At 69.8% G+C, this 18,317-nt stretch carries 17 protein-coding genes; 10 read left to right on the forward strand and 7 right to left on the reverse strand.

What is annotated here, in order from left to right; genetic code table 11:
- Positions 1–27 precede the first annotated feature (27 nt).
- Both ACQEUU_RS05895 and ACQEUU_RS05900 read left to right on the forward strand, forming a co-directional pair.
- Positions 28–210 carry a hypothetical protein gene (locus tag ACQEUU_RS05895; protein ID WP_433061340.1) on the forward strand — a complete coding sequence of 61 codons (183 nt, stop codon included), beginning with the start codon at positions 28–30 and terminating at the stop codon, positions 208–210.
- A gap of 143 nt (positions 211–353) precedes the next feature.
- Positions 354–650, forward strand: a complete 297-nt coding sequence (locus tag ACQEUU_RS05900; protein WP_433061343.1) for a hypothetical protein — start codon at positions 354–356, stop codon at positions 648–650.
- A gap of 876 nt (positions 651–1,526) precedes the next feature.
- Here the strand turns inward: ACQEUU_RS05900 and ACQEUU_RS05905 are convergent.
- Positions 1,527–1,853: a winged helix-turn-helix transcriptional regulator gene (locus ACQEUU_RS05905; RefSeq protein ID WP_433061345.1), complete on the reverse strand. Its 327-nt coding sequence runs from the start codon at positions 1,851–1,853 to the stop codon at positions 1,527–1,529.
- 75 nt (positions 1,854–1,928) lie between these two features.
- On the opposite strand from ACQEUU_RS05905, the gene ACQEUU_RS05910 reads away from it, so the two are divergent.
- Complete coding sequence (locus ACQEUU_RS05910) at positions 1,929–2,780, forward strand: MBL fold metallo-hydrolase (protein WP_433061348.1); 852 nt, start codon at positions 1,929–1,931, stop codon at positions 2,778–2,780.
- Positions 2,777–3,658, forward strand: coding sequence for an alpha/beta hydrolase (locus ACQEUU_RS05915; protein ID WP_433061351.1), 882 nt, complete (start codon positions 2,777–2,779; stop codon positions 3,656–3,658). The genes ACQEUU_RS05910 and ACQEUU_RS05915 overlap by 4 nt, the downstream gene beginning before the upstream one ends.
- Before the next feature lie 121 nt (positions 3,659–3,779).
- Here ACQEUU_RS05915 and ACQEUU_RS05920 read toward each other — a convergent pair whose 3' ends face one another.
- The 4 genes from ACQEUU_RS05920 to ACQEUU_RS05935 all read right to left on the reverse strand — a co-directional run bounded on the left by ACQEUU_RS05920 (position 3,780) and on the right by ACQEUU_RS05935 (position 10,048).
- Entirely contained in the window at positions 3,780–4,268 is a 489-nt protein-coding gene (locus tag ACQEUU_RS05920) for a hypothetical protein (protein ID WP_433061353.1), read from the reverse strand.
- Positions 4,269–4,307: 39 nt separating this feature from the next.
- Complete coding sequence (locus ACQEUU_RS05925; protein WP_433061356.1) at positions 4,308–5,324, reverse strand: zinc-dependent alcohol dehydrogenase family protein; 1,017 nt, start codon at positions 5,322–5,324, stop codon at positions 4,308–4,310.
- Positions 5,325–5,467: 143 nt separating this feature from the next.
- The gene (locus tag ACQEUU_RS05930; RefSeq protein WP_433061359.1) at positions 5,468–8,530 is read right to left on the reverse strand and encodes a BTAD domain-containing putative transcriptional regulator; all 3,063 of its coding nucleotides are present in this window, start codon (positions 8,528–8,530) and stop codon (positions 5,468–5,470) included.
- Between the two features lie 156 nt (positions 8,531–8,686).
- Positions 8,687–10,048: a CHAP domain-containing protein gene (locus ACQEUU_RS05935; protein WP_433061362.1), complete on the reverse strand. Its 1,362-nt coding sequence runs from the start codon at positions 10,046–10,048 to the stop codon at positions 8,687–8,689.
- Between the two features lie 236 nt (positions 10,049–10,284).
- On the opposite strand from ACQEUU_RS05935, the gene ACQEUU_RS05940 reads away from it, so the two are divergent.
- From ACQEUU_RS05940 to ACQEUU_RS05950, 3 genes are all read left to right on the forward strand, one after another.
- Entirely contained in the window at positions 10,285–11,634 is a 1,350-nt protein-coding gene (locus ACQEUU_RS05940) for a hypothetical protein (protein WP_433061365.1), read from the forward strand.
- Positions 11,635–11,680: 46 nt separating this feature from the next.
- On the forward strand, positions 11,681–12,976 hold the full coding sequence (locus ACQEUU_RS05945; protein ID WP_433061368.1) for a M23 family metallopeptidase: 1,296 nt from the start codon (positions 11,681–11,683) through the stop codon (positions 12,974–12,976).
- 121 nt (positions 12,977–13,097) lie between these two features.
- The gene (locus tag ACQEUU_RS05950; RefSeq protein ID WP_433061370.1) at positions 13,098–13,433 is read left to right on the forward strand and encodes a cupin domain-containing protein; all 336 of its coding nucleotides are present in this window, start codon (positions 13,098–13,100) and stop codon (positions 13,431–13,433) included.
- 24 nt (positions 13,434–13,457) lie between these two features.
- Here ACQEUU_RS05950 and ACQEUU_RS05955 read toward each other — a convergent pair whose 3' ends face one another.
- Complete coding sequence (locus tag ACQEUU_RS05955) at positions 13,458–14,507, reverse strand: aldo/keto reductase (protein WP_433061373.1); 1,050 nt, start codon at positions 14,505–14,507, stop codon at positions 13,458–13,460.
- A gap of 113 nt (positions 14,508–14,620) precedes the next feature.
- Here ACQEUU_RS05955 and ACQEUU_RS05960 point away from each other — a divergent pair, with 113 nt between their 5' ends.
- Entirely contained in the window at positions 14,621–15,025 is a 405-nt protein-coding gene (locus ACQEUU_RS05960; RefSeq protein WP_433061375.1) for a MerR family transcriptional regulator, read from the forward strand.
- Positions 15,026–15,030: 5 nt separating this feature from the next.
- Here ACQEUU_RS05960 and ACQEUU_RS05965 read toward each other — a convergent pair whose 3' ends face one another.
- Complete coding sequence (locus ACQEUU_RS05965) at positions 15,031–16,290, reverse strand: MFS transporter (protein ID WP_433061378.1); 1,260 nt, start codon at positions 16,288–16,290, stop codon at positions 15,031–15,033.
- Between the two features lie 110 nt (positions 16,291–16,400).
- On the opposite strand from ACQEUU_RS05965, the gene ACQEUU_RS05970 reads away from it, so the two are divergent.
- A complete protein-coding gene (locus tag ACQEUU_RS05970) occupies positions 16,401–16,733 on the forward strand; it encodes an SCO4225 family membrane protein (RefSeq protein WP_433061381.1) in 333 nt (110 codons plus the stop codon).
- A gap of 113 nt (positions 16,734–16,846) precedes the next feature.
- Positions 16,847–18,289, forward strand: coding sequence for a cellulase family glycosylhydrolase (locus tag ACQEUU_RS05975; protein ID WP_433061384.1), 1,443 nt, complete (start codon positions 16,847–16,849; stop codon positions 18,287–18,289).
- Positions 18,290–18,317 lie beyond the last annotated feature (28 nt).

Consider the following 18,317-nt stretch of genomic DNA (forward strand, 5'->3'; position numbering starts at 1 on the left):
AACGACGCCTCTCGAAAGGTGTAGTTCATGCTGCCCGGATTGCTGGGTCAAATAGCTGAGTACTGGTGGGTTCCTCTGGTAGCCACCGCGAGCCCTCTTGTCGCCGCGAAGGTGGTTCAGCTCATTCTCGGAATGCTCGCGCTGAAACGAGCCGACTCGAAGGACGTTCCTGTGGTCGTTCGAGCGCTGGCTTCGTGGGGCAAGAAGTGATCCGCTGACCCGATCCCCGCGCGGGGATGGCCGCGCGGGTGCGGCGGCTGCGCCGCCGCCTTGATTCACATAATGGCATCTCGGCAAAATCAGCTAGGCGGACTGCTCGCATCTCGCGGTCAGTTGACTATGGGAGGTGGGCCATGGGCGTGGATGCATGGATGCGTGTGCTGGATTGGGTGATGCTCGGCGGCGGATTCTTACTTGGCCTCTTCAGCCTGCTGGCGCTGAGCACCCGAGTGCTAGCGCGTTGGGCGCGTAGCCCGAGTGGAGTCAAGCGCGGACGACTGTACGCCAAGGGCTGCTGTCTGATGTCGCTGGCCCTTATCGCCAATGCCAGCTTTAGTCTGTTCGTCTCTGCTGTGTGGCTGGGTGTGATTCTGGTGGTCTTCCAGTTCGCATGCCTCGGTGGGTTCGTGTACTACATTCGTAGATCTTGATTCGTTCGGCTGGGTCTTCCACCCGAAGGTCTTTCGAGGCCCGGCGTTTAGCCTGAACGCCAGGCCGCACTTGACGAACGCGCCGACTGGGGTTGCCACGCCGCCGCACAGATGCAGTCCTGCGATCGCCACTGTGTGGCCGACCGCCGTAGATTGCTGGGGCGATCGACGATCCGTGGTCGAGGAGGCGGCGGTTTTGCGGAGAGCCGCCTTGTACTGCTGCCTGTCGAAGACAAAAGGACCAAGCGCCCCGAGATCTCAGTTGGGACGGTGGCCGTTACGGAACCCGGACCAAGTGACGGTCTGCTCGGTTACCTCGACCTGGGCGGTCAACGGCCGGCATTCCCCCTCGCCACATGCGCAGCCCAGCAGCACCGTCTCTCCTTCGGGAAACCACTGGAGATGAGGTGCTCCGAGGAAATGTGTGTTTGGCCAGTAGATCGAGTCCCGTATAGGCCTCCGCGATGCTTGGGCTGGAGGCCAGCGGTAGTTCGACAACGCGTGCGAGTTCGATGCCGTCGATCAGGATGTCCATGTGCGGATAGACGCCGGGGGCGACCGGCCCTTCGACGCGGAACTCGATCACATTCACGGAGACACCTTATGCCCCGATTTCAAAACGCCTCGCTACTTTCGGACGGTCACGAACGTCCTTGGGGCACCAGGACAGGGACGAGACTCAAGATCTGGGATATGCGCGGGATGAACTGCAGACTGTCGGTTCCGCGGCCGATCAGAAGTGCAGGTCGTAGAGCACTCAGCATCCGAACCGCCAGCCCGCTGAAAGCCGCTGGCAGCTGACGCCGCCTATGCTGACCTCTTTGACGACGAGGTATCTCTTCTGCCGATGAGCGGACGTCGCTGTTGCGGGAACTGCTAAGGGTGCTCCAGTGCCCAGGCGCAGATGGCCGACAGCGGCTCCCGCAGGGTTTGGCCCAGTATGGTCAGGGCGTACTCGACATGCTGTGGGGCGGTGTCCTTGAGCACCCGTCGTTCGACCAGCCCGTCACGTTCCATGCTCCGCAGGGTCTCGGTCAGTACCTTTTGGGTGATACCAGGTAGCCTGCGGCGCAGCTCGGCGTGCCGCTGCGGTCCGGCGAGCAGCGCGTAGATCAGGAGGACCCGCCACTTGGCGGCGAGCCGCTCCAGCGCCTGCCGGGTCGCGCAGCTTTCTTCCAGGACGTCGGGTATCACCAGTGCCATGGGAGCTCCCGTGTGGAGGGGCACCTCGAAGTGCCTTCTGGCCCGCTCAAGATCAGGGCGCCTAGTGTCTCGGCCATGACAGAGTTTAAGGTCCACACGTACACGGCGGCAGAGCCCGGGATCTTCGTCAACAGTTACCTGCTGGAGACGGTGGACGGCGTGGTGCTTGTCGATGCCGGACTGCTGGTGTCCGACGCGCGGGCGCTGGCCGCGCGGCTCGCGGCGTTACGTAGGCCCCTGGTGGCGGCGTTCGTGACGCATGCCCATCCGGATCACTTCAACGGGCTGCCGTACGTGGTGGGCGACGACGTGCCGGTCTATGCGACAGCGCTGGTCGCCAAGACGATCGAGGAGACCGCGGTCGTCAAGCGGGAGCAGTGGCAGCCCACCTACGGCGAGGAATGGCCGGACCGGTTCCGGGTGCCGGACCGGCCGCTGGACGGTGGCGGCACCCTGGACGTCGCAGGGCTGCGGATCCACGTCCACGACCTCGGAGCCGGCGAAAGTCACGCCGACTCCTACCTCCTCGTCGAGGCTGACGAGAAGCGGCATGCCTTCATCGGTGACCTGGCCTTCAACGGCGTCCACTCCTATACGGCGGATGGGCATTCGGGTGCGTGGCTGGGTGTGCTCGATCGGCTGGTGGACGAGTTGGCCGGGGTGCCGCTCTATCCGGGCCACGGCGCGCCCGGCGACACCGGCCTGCTGATCCGGCAGCGGCAGTACCTGCTCATGTACCGACAGGCAGTGGGACGGTTGGCGGCCGGTGCGCCGAGTCTGAGCGAGGCGCAGAAGGCGGAGCTGACGCAGACCCTGACCCGTTTTCTGCCCGGAGCGCCCCTGAGCTGGCTGGTCGGCCTGGGCGCGGACGCTGTTGCCGCCGAGCTCGCGGCCTCATCGCCCATCGACGCAAGGGAGGGCTCATGACCACTGTCAAAGCCGAGCGAATCTCCTTCGACAGCGAAGGCGTCGAGCTGGTGGGCGAGCTCCGGCTTCCGGACGCGGACGGCCCGCAGCCCGCCATCGCGCTCACCGGCCCCTTCACCGGGGTGAAAGAGCAGGTCCTCGGTACCTACGCCGAGCTGCTCGCTCAGGCTGGATTCGTCACGCTCGCCTTCGACCACCGAGGCTTCGGGGAAAGCGGCGGACGCCGCCAACATGAGGACAGCCAGGGAAAACTGGCCGACCTGAGGGCCGCGGTCGGCGTGCTGGCCGGCCGGCCGGAGGTGAATCGGGCCCGGATCGGAGTGGTCGGCGTCTGTCTCGGCGGCGGCTATGCGGTACGGGCCGCCGCCACGGATGCCCGAGTGAAGGCGGTGGCGGGAATCGCGGGCGCCTACAACAGCCCAGCTCGGATGGCCCAGAGCATGGGCATCGACGCCTACCGGTCCGCACTCGGCGGCTTCCTGGACCGGTACGACGAGTACGTACCCGCCGTGGCGTCCGACGGCGGTGAGGCCGCGATGACAGGCGATGAGCCGTACGCCTACTACGGCACCGCCCGGTCCACCTCCCCGTACTGGCGCAACGAGGTCACCAGAGGATCGCTCCACTCCCTGATGACCTTGGACGCCTTCGGCGCAGCGGACCTCCTGGCCGCCACCCCGCTACTGATCGTCCACGGGAAGACCGACGCCTACTGCTCTCCGACGATGGCTCGGGAGCTCTACGAACGTAAGCCCGGCGACAAGGAGATCCTCTGGCTGGACGCCGACCAGCACATCGACCTCTACGACGTGGAACCGCACGTGACCCGAGCCGCCCAGGCAACCGCCGACTTCCTCCACCGCAACCTCAGGTCCTGACAGCCGGGAACGATGAGGACCTCCGTGCCCCAGCGCAGCCGCCCATGCCCTCGGGTAGATGGACATCCCTGATCTCCACGCGGTCGATGTGGACGCCCCAGCCGAGCGCAGGGCTGGCGGGTCAGCCGGTTCCCGGTGCCCGGCGGGCGAGGTGGCGCTTGGAACCCGAGGTGGTCGGTCCGAGCGCGACACCAGGCGGCAGGAGGGCTACGGGCCTTCTGATCCTGGGGATCACGCCGACCTGGTACTCGTCCTCGTAGATCAGCTTCCCGGGGTCGTCGGCGCGTACGAGGTCGTATCGTACGCCGTGCACCGTCAGGAGGTCGCGCAACGGTTCCAGGCGGGCGAGCATCGCGCCCGTGGTGGCGCGCTTGAACCACGTGACCGCGCCGATGGAGTTCCCGTCGGCATAGAAGGGCGGCTGGGGCAGGTGTGCGAGGAACCAGTCCTCGATGTCGAAGTAGAGCTCTTCTTCCTCCGGTGTCAGCACGTTCTTGCGTCGCAGGTGGTCGACGGCGACGAAGATCCCGACCTCGACCCCTACGCGACCGACGTAGTCGGCTTGAAGACGCAGGTACGGAGCCTCGTTACCGATGACGTCGTCAGGCACGGGCTGCTCCGTAGTCTGTGGGCGCAGGGTTCGAGGAGCTCAGGGGATAAGGAGGGCCTTGATGGCGCGGCGTTCGTCCATCGCCCGGTAGGCCTCGGCGGCCTCGGTGAGGGGGAGCCGCAGGTCGAAGACCGCGCTGGGATCGATCTGCCGGTCCCAGATGAGCTGGACGAGCTCGGGCAGGAAGCGGCGTACCGGCGCGGGGCCGCCGTGCAGGTGGACGTGGGAGAAGAAGAGCGGCAGGCCGGGCAGTTGGACGTCGTACGCGACGCCGACGTAGCCGATGTGCCCGCCGGGGCGGGTGGAGCCGATGGCCTGCATCATCGACTGCTGGGTGCCGACGGCCTCGATGACGCTGTGGGCGCCGAGCCCGTTCGTCAGCTCCTTGATCCGGGCCGCGCCCTCGTCGCCTCGCTCGGTGACGATGTCGGTGGCCCCGTAGGTGAGGGCGAGTTCCTGGCGCGGCTCGTGGCGGCTCATCATGATGACGTGTTCGGCGCCGAGCCGGCGGGCGGCCAGCACGGCGAGCAGGCCGACGGCGCCGTCGCCGATGACCGCGACGGTCTTGCCCGGTCCGGCCTCGGCGGCGACGGCGGCGAACCAGCCCGTTCCCAGCACGTCGGAGGCGGCGAGGAAGCCGGGGATCAGGTCGTCAGGCGGGAGGTCCGGCGTGGCGACGAGCGTGCCGTCGGCGAGGGGGACGCGCAGGTACGGAGCCTGGGCGCCGGTCATGTTCACCCGGTGGACGCAGGAGCTCTGGTAGCCGGATCGGCAGATCTCGCAGGTGTTGTCGGAGGCGAAGAACGAGCCGACGACGAACTGCCCCGGCCGGACGGTCGTGACCGCCGCCCCGACCTCTTCGACGATGCCGACGTACTCGTGGCCCATCGGCCGCGGCTCGTCGAGCTTGTCCACGCCCCGGTACGGCCACAGGTCCGAGCCGCAGACGCAGGTGGCCGACAGGCGGATGATCGCGTCGGTCGGCTCGACGATGCGCGGCTCGGGGCGGTCCTCGACGTGGACCTGTCCGGGCGCGGTCATGACGGCGGCAAGCATGACAGGAGAACTATCCCACGGCCGGCGATGGAAACCCGCAGGTCGGAGCGCTTTGACGCCGTACTGGGCCACCCGCCGTGGCTGGATGTACGGATTCGTCACGGTCACGAAGGGCACCGGTGCCCAGGGGCGGGCAGGGTGCTTCAAGGCTCTGTAACGGTGGTCCAACCGCTGAGCTCGCGGTACTCCCGGGCCTCGTGCAGCCGGAAGATCTCCATGGCCTCGGCCAGAGTGGCCTTGGCGGCGTCGTCGTCGCCGAGGGCCTCGTGCACGTGGGCCAGGTCGCGCAGCGTCCGCGCGCGGAACAGCGCGGCACGCAGGGTCTCCCACAGCGCCAGCGACTCGGTCAGGCGGCTTCTGGCCTGGTAGAGGCGCCCTTCCGCCAGGTCGAGCTCGCCGAGCACGCGCAGCGTGCACGCCTCGCCCCAGCGGTCGTTGAGCGCCCGGATGGCGGCCAGGGCGTCGTCCAGGTCCTGGCGGGCCGCGTCGAAGCGGCCCAGCCGGAGCCGGGTCTTGGCCAGGGTGCGCATGCAGTACGCCTCCATCAGCCGGTCGCCCAGGTCACGGAAGATCGCCAGCGCCTGCGTGGCCAGCTCCTCCGCCTGGTCCAGTTGGCCCAGAGCGCGGTGGTACAGGGACATGGTGCGCACGGTCAGTCCTTCGCCGCGGCGGCTGCCCACCTTCTGGAAGAGCGACAGCGCGGCGGTCAGGTCGGCCCAGGCCGCCGGGTATTCGCCGCGCTCCACGTGCACGCTGCCGGCCAGGCGGTTGACGTGGGCGAGCGCCGCGTCGTCGGCGAGGTCGGTCCACAGCCGGCTCGCCCGGCCCAGGAAGTGCAGGGACTCCGGCAGGTAGCCCTGCTCGCGGCAGGCGGCGCCGAGGGCGGCCAGTGTGGTGGCCTCGCCCCGGTGGTCCCGGGCGGAGCGGAACAGGGAAAGGGCCTGGCTGAGACATTCGCGGGACTCGGCGAAGTGGTCGCGCTCGTAGTACAGGTGACCGAGGCCGGCCAGCAGGGTCGCCTCGCCGAGGGCGTTGTCCATCCGCCGCGCCACCACCAAGGCCGCCTCGTGGGTGCGGTGCCAGGCCGCGAAGGGGTTGTCGAAGACGTACTGGCTGCCCTCGAGGGCCACCGAGGACAGCGCGGCGGCCAGTTCGACCGCGATGTCGTCGAGATCCATCGCCGCCGCCAGCTCCACCGCGACGATCAGCGCCTCCTCCTGCCCGCGGAACCAGTCGTGCGGGTGCGCCAGCGCCATCCGCACGACTTCCTCCTCCACCGGGTGCGCCAGCCCGAGGGTGGCGCGCATCGGGATGCCGCCGGTGGGCACGGCCTTGCTGAGCCGTTCGACCAGCCACAGCCAGCCGCCCAGGACCCGGCTGACCATGGCCGTGCGTTCCGGCTCGGGTTCCTCCGCGAGCGCGCGTTCGCGGGCGAACAGCCGGACCAGGTCGTGCAGCCGGTAGCGGGCGCGGCCGGTCGCGTCGATGTCCATCACGCTCGCCAGCGAGGTGTCCACGAGGTGGTCCAGCACGTCCTCGGCCTCGTCCAGGCCGGTCTCCATGGCCGTGGCCGCCACCCACACCGGGAAGTACGGCAGACCGAGCAGCCCCAGGTGACGCAGGGCGGTCCTGACCTCGGGCGGCAGCAGGTCGTAGCTGAGCGCGATGCCGGCCCGCACCTCCTGGTCGCCGACGGCCAGCTCGTCCAGGCGGCGCTGCTCGTCGGCGAGCCGGTCGGCCAGCCGGGCCACCGACCATTGGCGGCGCGAGGCGAGGCGCGCGCCGCAGATGCGCAGGGCCAGCGGCAGGCCGCCGCACTGCCGGACGATCCGCAGCGCCGCGTCCGGGTCGGCCGCGATCCGCTCGGCGCCGGCGACCTGCTCCAGGAGTTCGAGAGCGGCCTGGTCCGGCAGCAGGCCCAGGTCGAGCACCGCGGCTCCGGCCAGGCCGGACAGCCGGTTGCGGGAGGTGACGATCACCCCGCAGCCCGGGGCGCCCGGCAGCAGGGGCCGTACCTGCCGTTCGGCGGCCGCGTCGTCCAGGACGACGAGCTTGCGCCGGTCGGCCAGCAGCGTGCGGTAGCGGGCGGCGCATTCTTCCAGCGTGCCGGGCGGGGACGCGCCCGGTTCCAGCTCGCGCAGCACCCGGCCCAGGACCTCCAGCGGGGTGGCCGGCGCCTCGCTGGTGCCGCGCAGCTCGATGTGCAGCTGGCCGTCGGGGTAGAGGTGGGCGATCTCGTGCGCGGCGCGCAGCGCCAGGGCCGACTTGCCCACGCCGCCCGGCCCGAAGACCACGCAGACCGGCATGGTGCCCGGTTCGGTGAGACGCTCGCGTAACTCCGCGAGCTCCGCCGTACGGGCGGTGAAGTCGGGAGGCGGGGAGGGCAGCTGCCGGGGCGGGGGAGCCTTGGGCTCGTCCGGCCGCGCGGGAACCGTCGTCTCGCGTGCTGATCGGCCGGCCAGCAGCGCGGGATCGGACCGCAGGATGGAGTCGTGCGCCTGCCGCAGCTCGGGCCCCGGCTCGAGCCCCAGTTCGTCGATCAGCACCTGCCTGCCCTGCTGGTAGACGGCGAGTGCGTCCGCCTGGCGACCGGCCCGGTAGAGCGTGATCATGAGATCGCGGCGCAGCCGCTCGCGGACCGGGTGGGCGGTGACCAGCTCGGTGAGCTCGTCGATCAGGCCCGCGTCCCGGCCCGCCGCCAGGTCGGCGGTGATCCGTTCCTCGACCACCGTCATCCGCAGCTCCTCCAGCCTGGCCGCCTCGGCGCGCAGGAAGGTGTCGCCGATGCCGCCCAGGGCCGGGCCCCGCCACAGGCCCAGGGCGGTGCGGAAGAGGTCCGCCGCCTCGCCGTGCTCGCCGCCGCGGGCCGCCTGACGTCCCTGGTCGACGAGTCGTTCGAAGATTTCTTTGTCCAGGACGTCGGCGGGGATCTCCGCGAGGTAGCCGACGCGGTGCGAGCCGATGACGTTCGGCAGGCCCGCGGCCGTGAACGCGCGGCGCAACGAGGCGACATAGGTCTGCAGGACTCCGCGCGCCGTCGGCGGCGGCTCGTCCTGCCAGATCGCCTCCATCAACCGCTCGATCGTGACCACCCGGTGGGCGTCCAGCAGCAAGGCGGCAAGCAGGGCCCGCGGCTTCGCTCCCCCGAGACGAATCTGCCGCTCCCCGTTCCACACCTCGACCGGACCCAGGAGCCGTAACTCCATTGGTTCTCCCGAAGGATCGGTGACCTTGCCTAACCCTAGGGTTTACCGGCGCTGGAAGCCATAGTCGATGAGCTGCGTTGAATGCCGCCAAAGCCCGAAACCCCCGGGAATCGCTCCCGGGGGTTCGCTAGCGGGTGTTCTCAGCGGACGGTGTTCTCAGCGGACGGTGGCGGGTTGGGCCGACAGCAGGGTCTGGACCCAGCCGCTGGTGTCGACGGTGCCCTGGCCGGCGATGTCGGTGCCGTTGCCGTCGTGGGGGTCGGCGTCGAGGTAGCGGTGGACGGATCCTTCGGGGCGGTGGCCGTAGTAGACGCCGCCGCCGGGGGACATCAGGTGGTCGAAGGCCTGCCAGGTGGAGTCCTTGAGCTGGAAGCGGCTGTAGTTCTCGACGCCGTTGATCCGGTAGGAGATGAGCAGGCCGCTGTCGGTGGTGCCCAGGATCCAGTTGGGGCCGGTGGCGGTGAGGGTTTTGAGGGTGAAGCCGCCGCCGATGAGGGCGCCGGTCAGGATGTTGGAGCGGGCGGGTTTGGTGGCGTTGACGGGGTAGCGGCGCAGGACTCCGGCGGCGATGCCGAACAGGTTGGCGCCGTCGAAGGTGAGCAGGTCGTGGGTGAAGCCGGTGCCGAGCAGGATGGGCGGGTTGAACGACAGGCTGGTGTTGTTGGTGATGACGTCGACGCGGTACAGCCGGCCGTCGGGTCCGTCCTCGGTGATGAGGATGGTGTTGAAGTTGAGGGTGGCCATCGCCTTGGGGGTGAAGCCGAGGGTGGCGGTGGAGGTGACCGCGCCGTGGGTGCGCCGCCCGGTCGCGGCGTCGATCGCGGTGTAGGTCAACCGCCCGTCGGGCAGCACCCCGTACACCGAGGCGGTTCCGCTGGCCGCGGCCGCCCCGACGGGAGCGCTGTAGCCGACGATGTCGGCGTTGGAGCGCGCGTAGGACTTGGTCCTGATCCGGTCGTCGCTGTTGCCCTCGATCGTGTAGACCGTGCTGGAGTTCGCCGAGCTCACGATGCCGACGTGGTCGATGTCGCCGCTCTGGTCCCAGTCGAAGACGACGGCGTCGCCGGGCTGCGGCTGGTAACCGCTGGCGCGGCTCCGCCAGGTGCCGTGCTTGACGCCGTAGTCCTTGAACGACGACGCCCAGCCGGTGAGGATGCCGCCGCTGCCCTCGGGCACGTCGGCGTACGGCACGCCGGCGTTCTTCCAGACGTACTTGGCGAAGTCGGCGCACCAGTCGCTGTCGCGCCACTGGACGCCGTCGCTGGACGGGCAGCCCGCTGAGGGTTTCCAGGAGCGGAACAGACCCGTGTAGTAGTTGCAGCCGCTGCCCAGCGGCGACTCCCGGTTGCGCGTGGCGTTGCCGAGCTGGTCCTGCGCCACGGCGACGATCGCAGGACGGGAGACCGCCGAGGCGGGCGCGGGGGAGAGCATGACCGCGCCCATGGCGGCGACGGTCACGGCCAGAGCGGGGCGCAGCCGGCGGTAGGAGCCGGCGGCGGTTCGCACGGGAGGCTTCATGGCCGGAAGTGTCCGCCGCCCTTCTGCAAAACCGCTGTAAAGCCGCTCCAACCGTTCTTCCGGACGTGCCGGGCGCAGGGCGTTCTCCAGGCTTCCGGCGGATCGGCGCGGCCTTCGCCTCGGGTTCTTCTTTGGACGCGGATTGCAGGAAATCTACAGCGGTGGGTGTCAGCTTTTTGGCGACCGGAAAGGCACCGGCGCCCCCCCACATCCGCCGTCTGAAGGGCTGACCACCCATGTTCGGATTCTCCAGGACCGCCGCCCTCGCGGCCATGACCGCCGTCACCGCTCTCGTCTTATCGGCGGCCGTGGCGCAGCCCGCGACGGCCGACCCGCAGCCGGAGCCCACGGTGGCGTCGGACGTCACCGCCGCCTACCAGGTCGCCGCCTGCGACCCCGGCGGCACCACCTCGACCGACACCGCCCTGGCCAACCAGCTCAACAGCTCGCTCAAGGCCAAGATGCGCGGCTACATGTCCGCCTACCGCGTGTCCTGCGCCCGCATGGTGATCAAAGCCGTCCACGACCGCGGGCTCGACCCCAGAGCCGCCGTGATCGCGATGGCCACGGTCATCGTCGAGACGAGCGTCCAGAACATCAGCGAGGAGGTCGACCACGACAGCCTGGGGCTGTTCCAGCAGCGCGCGTCCTGGGGCAGCGCGTCCCAGCGCCTCAACCCGACGTGGGCCACCAACGCCTTCCTCGACAAGATGATCCGGCTCTACCCGAACAACAGCTGGAAGACCGCCTCGGTCGGGGCGGTGGCACAGGCTGTCCAGGTGTCCGCCTATCCGGACCGCTATCAGGTGCAGGCCGGGGACGCGCAGATCATGGTCAACACCATCCTGCCGTACGTGAGCGGGCCGAAGGGCCAGGCCTCGGTGTACGGGGTGCTGCCCGACGGCCGGTTGACCTACACCGCGATCGACGCCGCCACCGGGCGGCGCACCCACGGCGCGGTCACCTCCACCGCCACCCTCGGCTTCACCCCCAAGGCGATGGCCACCCTCAACTTCAACACCATCCTCATCACCGAGGACGGGCCCGACGGCCGGCTGTACCGCGTCGACGTCATCACCAACAACACCAGCCTGTCGTTCAACCCGCCGATCCTGCTCGGCACCGGCTTCACCCACGACCTGCTCACCTTCGACGGCGCCAACCTGTTCGGCATCGCCGCCGGAGTCCTGCGCCGCTACCCCGTCAACGCCACCAAACCCGCCCGCTCCAACATCCTGACCGGCGCCCTCATCGGCGGCGGCTTCACCCTCAAGACCCTCACCGCCACCGGCCCCAACTGGATCCTGGGCACCACCGACAGCGGCCTGCTCATCTCCTACCGGATCAACGGCGTCGAGAACTACAGCCGCTTCCAGCTCAAGGACTCCACCTGGCAGGCCTTCGACCACCTGATGTCCCCCGGCGGCGGCGTCTACTACGGCCACCGCCCCGAAGGATCCGTCCACCGCTACCTCGACGCCGACCCCCACGACGGCAACGGCACCGACATCGCCGGCCAGGGCACCGTCGACACCAGCGGCTGGGTCCAGACCCTGCTGTCGGCCCAACCCGCCACCGTCCGCTGAGAGCACGGTCAACCGAAACTCACGTCGATCCCTTGGAGGAACTGCCATGCCCCGATTCACGGCCTTACGAGCCGGCCTCGCCACCGCGTTCATCGCCGCCATCGGCCTGGCCGCCACGGCGAGTCCCGCCCTGGCGGCCCCGAATCTGCAGCTGCCCTTCCTGTGCGGTCAGCAGTGGCGGCTGGACACCTGGGCGCACGCGCCCGCGCTCGACATGGTGAAGGAGCCCGACCAGCAAGGCACTGACGGGGCCACGCTGGTCGCGCCCGCCGCCGGGACGGTGAACCAGTCCTTCTACCACAGCAACGCCGGCAACGTGATCCAGATCAACCACGGCGGCGGCTACTACACCACGTACCTGCATCTGAAGTCCCGGTCCGTCTCGGTCGGCGCGAAGGTGCAGATGGGTACGACGATCGGCAAGGTCGGTGCGACGGGCCCGACCTCCAACGGGCATCCGCACCTGCATTTCGAGCTCGGCCACGACGCCGACGGCAGCGGTTCGGCCTCCTGGGGGTACGCGGGCTCGGAGCGGGTCAGGCCGACCTTCAACGGGGTGACCTACGGCGGCTCCAACGGTCAGACCTGGCGTAACGTCACCAGCCGCAACTGCGGGGCGCCCACCGGACAGGCCTCGGTGTACGGGGTGCTGCCCGACGGGCGGTTGACCTACACCGCGATCGACGCCGCGACCGGGCGGCGCACCCACGGCGCGGTCACCTCCACCGCCACCCTCGGCTTCACCCCCAAGGCGATGGCCACCCTCAACTTCAACACCATCCTCATCACCGAGGACGGGCCCGACGGCCGGCTGTACCGCGTCGACGTCATCACCAACAACACCAGCCTGTCGTTCAACCCGCCGATCCTGCTCGGCACCGGCTTCACCCACGACCTGCTCACCTTCGACGGCGCCAACCTGTTCGGCATCGCCGCCGGAGTCCTGCGCCGCTACCCCGTCAACGCCACCAAACCCGCCCGCTCCAACATCCTGACCGGCGCCCTCATCGGCGGCGGCTTCACCCTCAAGACCCTCACCGCCACCGGCCCCAACTGGATCCTGGGCACCACCGACAGCGGCCTGCTCATCTCCTACCGGATCAACGGCGTCGAGAACTACAGCCGCTTCCAGCTCAAGGACTCCACCTGGCAGGCCTTCGACCACCTGATGTCCCCCGGCGGCGGCGTCTACTACGGCCACCGCCCCGAAGGATCCGTCCACCGCTACCTCGACGCCGACCCCCACGACGGCAACGGCACCGACATCGCCGGCCAGGGCACCGTCGACACCAGCGGCTGGGTCCAGACCCTGCTGTCAGCCCAACCCGCCACCGTCCGCTGAGAACACCGTCCGCTGAGACTCCGTACCGGCAGCCGTGCTCAACCGACCACCGGGTGGGCACGGCCGCCTGTCGCCCTGGACCGGCTCCGGCCTCGGGAAAGGCCCCACGTAGGGTTGCCCCATGAGCGAGGACAGCGGGACGGCGAGCACACGGCTGATCCACTCCGGCCTGCTCGACATCGTGCCGGGTGCCGGCGACCCGGCGGAACCGCGGACGGTCACCACTCCGCTGACCGGCTTCCGGGACGTCGAGATCGGGGTATGGGACATCACGCCGGGTGTGGCCGAGGACGTCGAGGTGGACGAGGTCTTCCTGGTCCTGGCGGGAGCAGGCCGGGTCGCCTTCGATGACGGGTCGTCCATCGACCTGCGCCCCGGCGTCCTCGTGCGGCTCGTCGCGGGCGATCGTACGGTCTGGACCATCGACGAGCCGCTCAGGAAGCTCTACCTCGCCTGAGCTGAGCCGGGCGGTACGCCGGGGTCAGGCGGCGGCGCGGTCGGCCAGGGGGCGGCGGCGGAGCGCGGTGTCGGTCAGGGAGCGCGGGGGAAGCGGGGCGTTCGGGTTGTACAGGTTGGTCCCGGGCGGCACGATGTCGTCGATCCGGTCGAGGGCCGCGTCGTCGAGGGTGAGCTCGGCTCCCTTGAGGAGGTCGTCCAACTGCTGCGCGGTCCGCGGTCCGATGATCGCCGAGGTGACGGCGGGGTGGGCGACGGTGAAGGCCACGGCCAGTTGCGGGAGGGTGCAGCCGAGGTCGGACGCGAGTTCGACGAGCCGCTCGACGGCGTCGAGCTTGGCGGCGTTCGCGGCGATCTCGGGATCGAACTGCTCCGGCCGGATCGTGGGACGGCCGGTCGACAGGTCTGCGGGCCGGTCCTTGCGGTACTTGCCGGTGAGGAACCCGAAGGCGAGCGGGCTCCAGACCAGCACTCCCATCCCGTACCGCCGGCAGACGGGCAGGACCGAGGACTCGATCCCGCGCGCGAGGATCGAGTAGGGCGGCTGCTCGGTGCGGAAGCGGCCGAGGCCGCGCCGCTCGGAGACGTGGTGCGCCTCGGCGATCTCCTCGGCGGGGAACGTCGAGCAGCCGAAGGCGCGGATCTTCCCCTGGGTGACGAGGTCGGTCAGAGCCGAGAGCGTCTCTTCGATGTCGGTCTCGGGGTCGGGCCGGTGGATCTGGTAGAGGTCGATCCAGTCGGTGCCCAGGCGCCTGAGGCTGTCCTCGACCGCCTTGAGTATCCAGCGCCGTGAGTTGCCGCTGCGGTTGCGGCCCTCGCCCATCTTGAAATGCCCCTTGGTGGCGAGCACGACGTCGTCGCGGCGCCCCCGCAGCGCCTTGCCCACGATCTCCTCGGTCTCACCCTGTCCGTACATGTCGGCGGTGTCGACGAAATTGATCCCCCGGTCCAGGGCGGTGTGGATGATGCGGGCGCAGTCGTCGTGGTCAGGGTTGCCGATAGCCTGGAACATCATCGTCCCGAGACAGTGGACACTGACCTCGATGCCGGTTCCGCCGAGGGTGCGATAGCGCATGGTGAAGCTTCCTTACGGGTGCAAAGGGGCAGATAGCGGCGATTGGGCTTCGATCGCACCCGGCACTCTAGGATCTAGAGTCGGCTCTAGGTCAACCCGCTAACCTCGACGGCATGGCCGAGGTCAACACCACTCTGAGCATCGGGCAGGTCGCAGAGCGCACCGGCTTGAGCGTTCACGCGCTGCGCTTCTACGAGCACGAGGGACTCTTCGTCAACCCGGTGCGACGCGGTCCCGGCGGGCGCCGCTTCTACAGCGAGGACGACGTGGACTGGCTCACCGTCTGCGTCATCCTGCGCGCCTCGGGTCTGCCCCTGGCCGCGCTCCGCCGGTACACCGAGCTCGTCAGGCAGGGCGCGGGCAACGAGGAGGAACGGCTCGCGCTCCTGCGCGAGCACCGCGTGCACGTCACCACCCAGCTCGACCGGCTCGCCCGGTGCCTGGACCTGATCACCTTCAAGATCGGCGTGTACGAGGACCTGCTCGACCGCCCTCCGGCGGAATGTGTCGGCTCTTGACCGGTTCACCCGGGCAGCCGGTGGTAGGCGACCAGGGCGCAGGCTGAGACTGCGCAGGCAGCGGCTACGGCTCCCAGCACCCAGCCGTACCCGGCGGCGTGGGCCAGGGCCGTCGCGCCCAGCGGCGCGAGCGCCTTGTCGGCCACGGCGAACAGGGCGACGCGGCCCGACAGGGTGGCGTAGGCGGTGGTGCCGTACCGCTCGGCGAGCAGGTGCGGCAGCGTGATGGTGGCCACCCCGAAGCCGAGGCCGAACAGCAGCACGCAGCAGATCGCGCCGGCCACGGTGGCGCCGACCAGCGGCAGCAGGAGCGCGCCGGCGCCCTGGACGGCGAAGATCGCGGCGGCGACCGGTGCGGCGGCCCAGCGGCGGCGCAGCCCGGTGGTGACCAGGCGGCCGGTGACCGACAGCACGCCGAGCAGGCCGGCGACCGCGGCGGCGAAGACGGGCGGGTGGCCGAGGTGGACGAGGTAGGTGACGAGCAGCACGGCCACCGTGGCGACCGCGCCGCCGTGCGCGGTGAAGGCCACGGCCAGCAGCCGGAACGGCCGGCCCCGCACCGCCGCCCTGACCAGATCCGTACGATCACCGGCCGTGGAGCGGGCCCGGACGGCGTGCCGGGCCGGGTCCCTCACCACCAGGGCGTGCAGCGGGATCGCGAGGACCCCGTAGCCGACGGCCAGGACGACCAGGGCCTGGCGCCACCCGTACGTCTGCACCAGCAGGCCGGTCAGGGGCAGGAAGACGGCGGAGGCGAACCCGGCCACGATGGTGACGGCGAGCAGCGCGCCGGCCCGCCCGCGCTCGTCGAACCAGGCGACGATGACGGCGAACGCGGGCTCGTACAGCACCATGGCCGAGGCGGCTCCGATGGCCAGGAAGACGGCGTAGAGCTGGGGCAGGGTGCTCACCTGGGACCAGGCCAGTACGGCGAGGGTGCCGAGCACCGAGCCGGCCGTCATCAGCGCCCGCCCGCCGTGGGCGTCCAGCCGGCGCCCTGCCAGGGGAGCGCACAGCGCGGTGGTGAGGACGGCGAGGGTGAGCGCGGCGGCGACCTGGGTGCCGCTCGCCCCGAGGTCGCGCCGCATGGGCAGGAGGATGACGGAGAAGGCGTAGTAGAGCACGCCGTAGCCGATGGTCTGGGTGACGGCCAGGGCCGCGACGACGCGCCGGCCGTGCGATCGGTCGCCGCCGGTTCCTGAGGCCGCGGTCAGCAGCTTCCGCCGTCCGAGGCGTCCGGCGGGGTGGGGGTCGGCACCTCTCATGGATAGACGTCCTCCGGGGCGCTGTCGAGCCCGCCGACGGCGGGGTACTCAGGTCGCCTGAGTACGGGTACTCAGGGCGTCACGGATCGGGGTGCAGCAGACTCAGGACCATGAGATTGTTCCGAACCGGTCGCCGCTATGTCTCCCGATTCGACCGAGGCGTCTTCGCCGCGTCTCTCGCCGGCGGCTACGCCCTGGTCGTCATCGCCGCCATGATCTTTGTCGCGATCAGCACCCGTCAGGCGGACAGTCAAGGGCTGGAGGGCCTGGTGCTGATCGCGGTCACCGCGCCGATCTCCATGCTGCTGATGTACCTTCCCCTCGCCTGGCTCCCTCAGGAGGTCGTCATCTGGCTCTATCCCGCGAGCGGGCTGCTGCAGGCCTGGCTGCTCTGGGTGATCGCGCGGGGGCGCAGGAAAGTGGCGGCGTCCACGGTTGTGTGAAGGAGGGTGTCAAATTATGCTGCGCTAGAAGTTAATAAACTTTCCTAATCAGGGCAGGGCTCGGGCGGGCGAACAGTGCGCACCCTTGACCCCTGTCCCCGAAGGAGTCGTTCGTGAGGCGAAGCGCAGTCACGAAGATCTTCACGGTCGTCGCGGTGCTGATGGCGCCCCTGGCGCTCCTGGCGCCCTCCGGCGCGAACGCGGCCACGGCGGCCGACCCCCTCGTCTCCCGGGGCAAGCCCGTGACGGCCTCCTCGATCGAGGCCGCCGGCCTGGAACCGGACAAGGCGGTGGACGGCAGCACGTCCACGCGCTGGGCCAGCGCCGAAGGAGTGGACCCCCAGTGGATCCAGGTGGACCTCGGCTCCGCCCACACCGTCTCCCGGGTCCGGTTGACCTGGGAGGTCGCCTACGCGCGGGCGTACCGGGTGCAGATCTCGGCCGACGGGTCGGCCTGGACCGACGTCCACTCCACCACCGCGGGCGACGGGGCGGTCGACGACCTCACGGTCGGCGGCGCCGGCCGGTACGTGCGGGTGCACGGCACGCAGCGCGGCACCCCGTGGGGCTACTCCCTGTGGGAGCTGGAGGTCTACGGCGCCCCCACAGGGAGCGGCGGCGGCACCCCGGTGCAGGCCAACGGTCAGCTGCGGGTGTGCGGCCTCAAGCTCTGCAACGAGAGCGGCAAGCAGATCCAGCTGCGCGGCATGAGCAGCCACGGCATCCAGTGGTACGACCAGTGCCTCAACAGCTCCTCCCTCGACGCGCTGGCCACCGACTGGAAGGCCGACGTCCTGCGCATCTCGATGTACATCCAGGAGGGCGGGTACGAGACCAACCCCCGGCTGTTCACCGACCGGGTGCACGCCCTGATCGAGATGGCCACGGCCCGCGGGATGTACGCCATCGTCGACTGGCACATGCTCACCCCCGGCGACCCGATGTACAACCTCAGCCGGGCCAGGACGTTCTTCACAGAGATCGCCCAGCGGCACGACGGCAAGAAGAACGTCCTGTACGAGATCGCGAACGAGCCCAACGGCGACGCCGTCACCTGGCCGGTCATCCGCGACTACGCGCACCAGCTCATCCCGGTGATCCGGCAGCACGACGCCGACGCCCCCATCCTGATCGGCACCCGCGGCTGGTCGTCCCTCGGCGTCTCCGCCGGCGGCGACGAGACCGAGATCATCGACAACCCGGTCAACGCGGCCGACATCATGTACACGTTCCACTTCTACGCGGCCTCGCACGGCGCCGAGTACCTGAACACGCTCGCCAGGGCCGCCGACCGGCTGCCGATCTTCGTGACCGAGTTCGGCACCCAGAGCGCCTCCGGTGACGGGGCGAACGACTTCAGCCGGTCACAGCAGTACCTCGACCTGCTGGCCCAGAAGAAGATCAGCTGGGTGAACTGGAACTTCTCCGACGACTTCCGTACCGGAGCCGTCTTCACCACCGGCACCTGCCCGAACGGCCCGTTCGCCGGGACGAGCAGGCTCAAGGAGGCCGGCGTCTGGATCCGCGACCGGATCCGCACCGCCGACGACTTCTGACACGGTCAACGGCCGCGCGGTCCGGCCT

It is taken from the genome of Nonomuraea sp. CA-218870 (assembly GCF_050936535.1).
GTDB classification, from domain to species: Bacteria; Actinomycetota; Actinomycetes; order Streptosporangiales; family Streptosporangiaceae; genus Nonomuraea; species Nonomuraea corallina.

Coding starts and splice junctions, on each gene's coding strand:
- ACQEUU_RS05895 (WP_433061340.1), top strand. CDS start 28: ATGCTGCCCGGATTGCTGGGTCAAATAGCTGAGTACTGGTGGGTTCCT.
- ACQEUU_RS05900 (WP_433061343.1), top strand. CDS start 354: ATGGGCGTGGATGCATGGATGCGTGTGCTGGATTGGGTGATGCTCGGC.
- ACQEUU_RS05905 (WP_433061345.1), bottom strand. CDS start 1,853: ATGGCACTGGTGATACCCGACGTCCTGGAAGAAAGCTGCGCGACCCGG.
- ACQEUU_RS05910 (WP_433061348.1), top strand. CDS start 1,929: ATGACAGAGTTTAAGGTCCACACGTACACGGCGGCAGAGCCCGGGATC.
- ACQEUU_RS05915 (WP_433061351.1), top strand. CDS start 2,777: ATGACCACTGTCAAAGCCGAGCGAATCTCCTTCGACAGCGAAGGCGTC.
- ACQEUU_RS05925 (WP_433061356.1), bottom strand. CDS start 5,324: ATGCTTGCCGCCGTCATGACCGCGCCCGGACAGGTCCACGTCGAGGAC.
- ACQEUU_RS05930 (WP_433061359.1), bottom strand. CDS start 8,530: ATGGAGTTACGGCTCCTGGGTCCGGTCGAGGTGTGGAACGGGGAGCGG.
- ACQEUU_RS05935 (WP_433061362.1), bottom strand. CDS start 10,048: ATGAAGCCTCCCGTGCGAACCGCCGCCGGCTCCTACCGCCGGCTGCGC.
- ACQEUU_RS05940 (WP_433061365.1), top strand. CDS start 10,285: ATGTTCGGATTCTCCAGGACCGCCGCCCTCGCGGCCATGACCGCCGTC.
- ACQEUU_RS05945 (WP_433061368.1), top strand. CDS start 11,681: ATGCCCCGATTCACGGCCTTACGAGCCGGCCTCGCCACCGCGTTCATC.
- ACQEUU_RS05950 (WP_433061370.1), top strand. CDS start 13,098: ATGAGCGAGGACAGCGGGACGGCGAGCACACGGCTGATCCACTCCGGC.
- ACQEUU_RS05955 (WP_433061373.1), bottom strand. CDS start 14,507: ATGCGCTATCGCACCCTCGGCGGAACCGGCATCGAGGTCAGTGTCCAC.
- ACQEUU_RS05960 (WP_433061375.1), top strand. CDS start 14,621: ATGGCCGAGGTCAACACCACTCTGAGCATCGGGCAGGTCGCAGAGCGC.
- ACQEUU_RS05965 (WP_433061378.1), bottom strand. CDS start 16,290: ATGAGAGGTGCCGACCCCCACCCCGCCGGACGCCTCGGACGGCGGAAG.
- ACQEUU_RS05970 (WP_433061381.1), top strand. CDS start 16,401: ATGAGATTGTTCCGAACCGGTCGCCGCTATGTCTCCCGATTCGACCGA.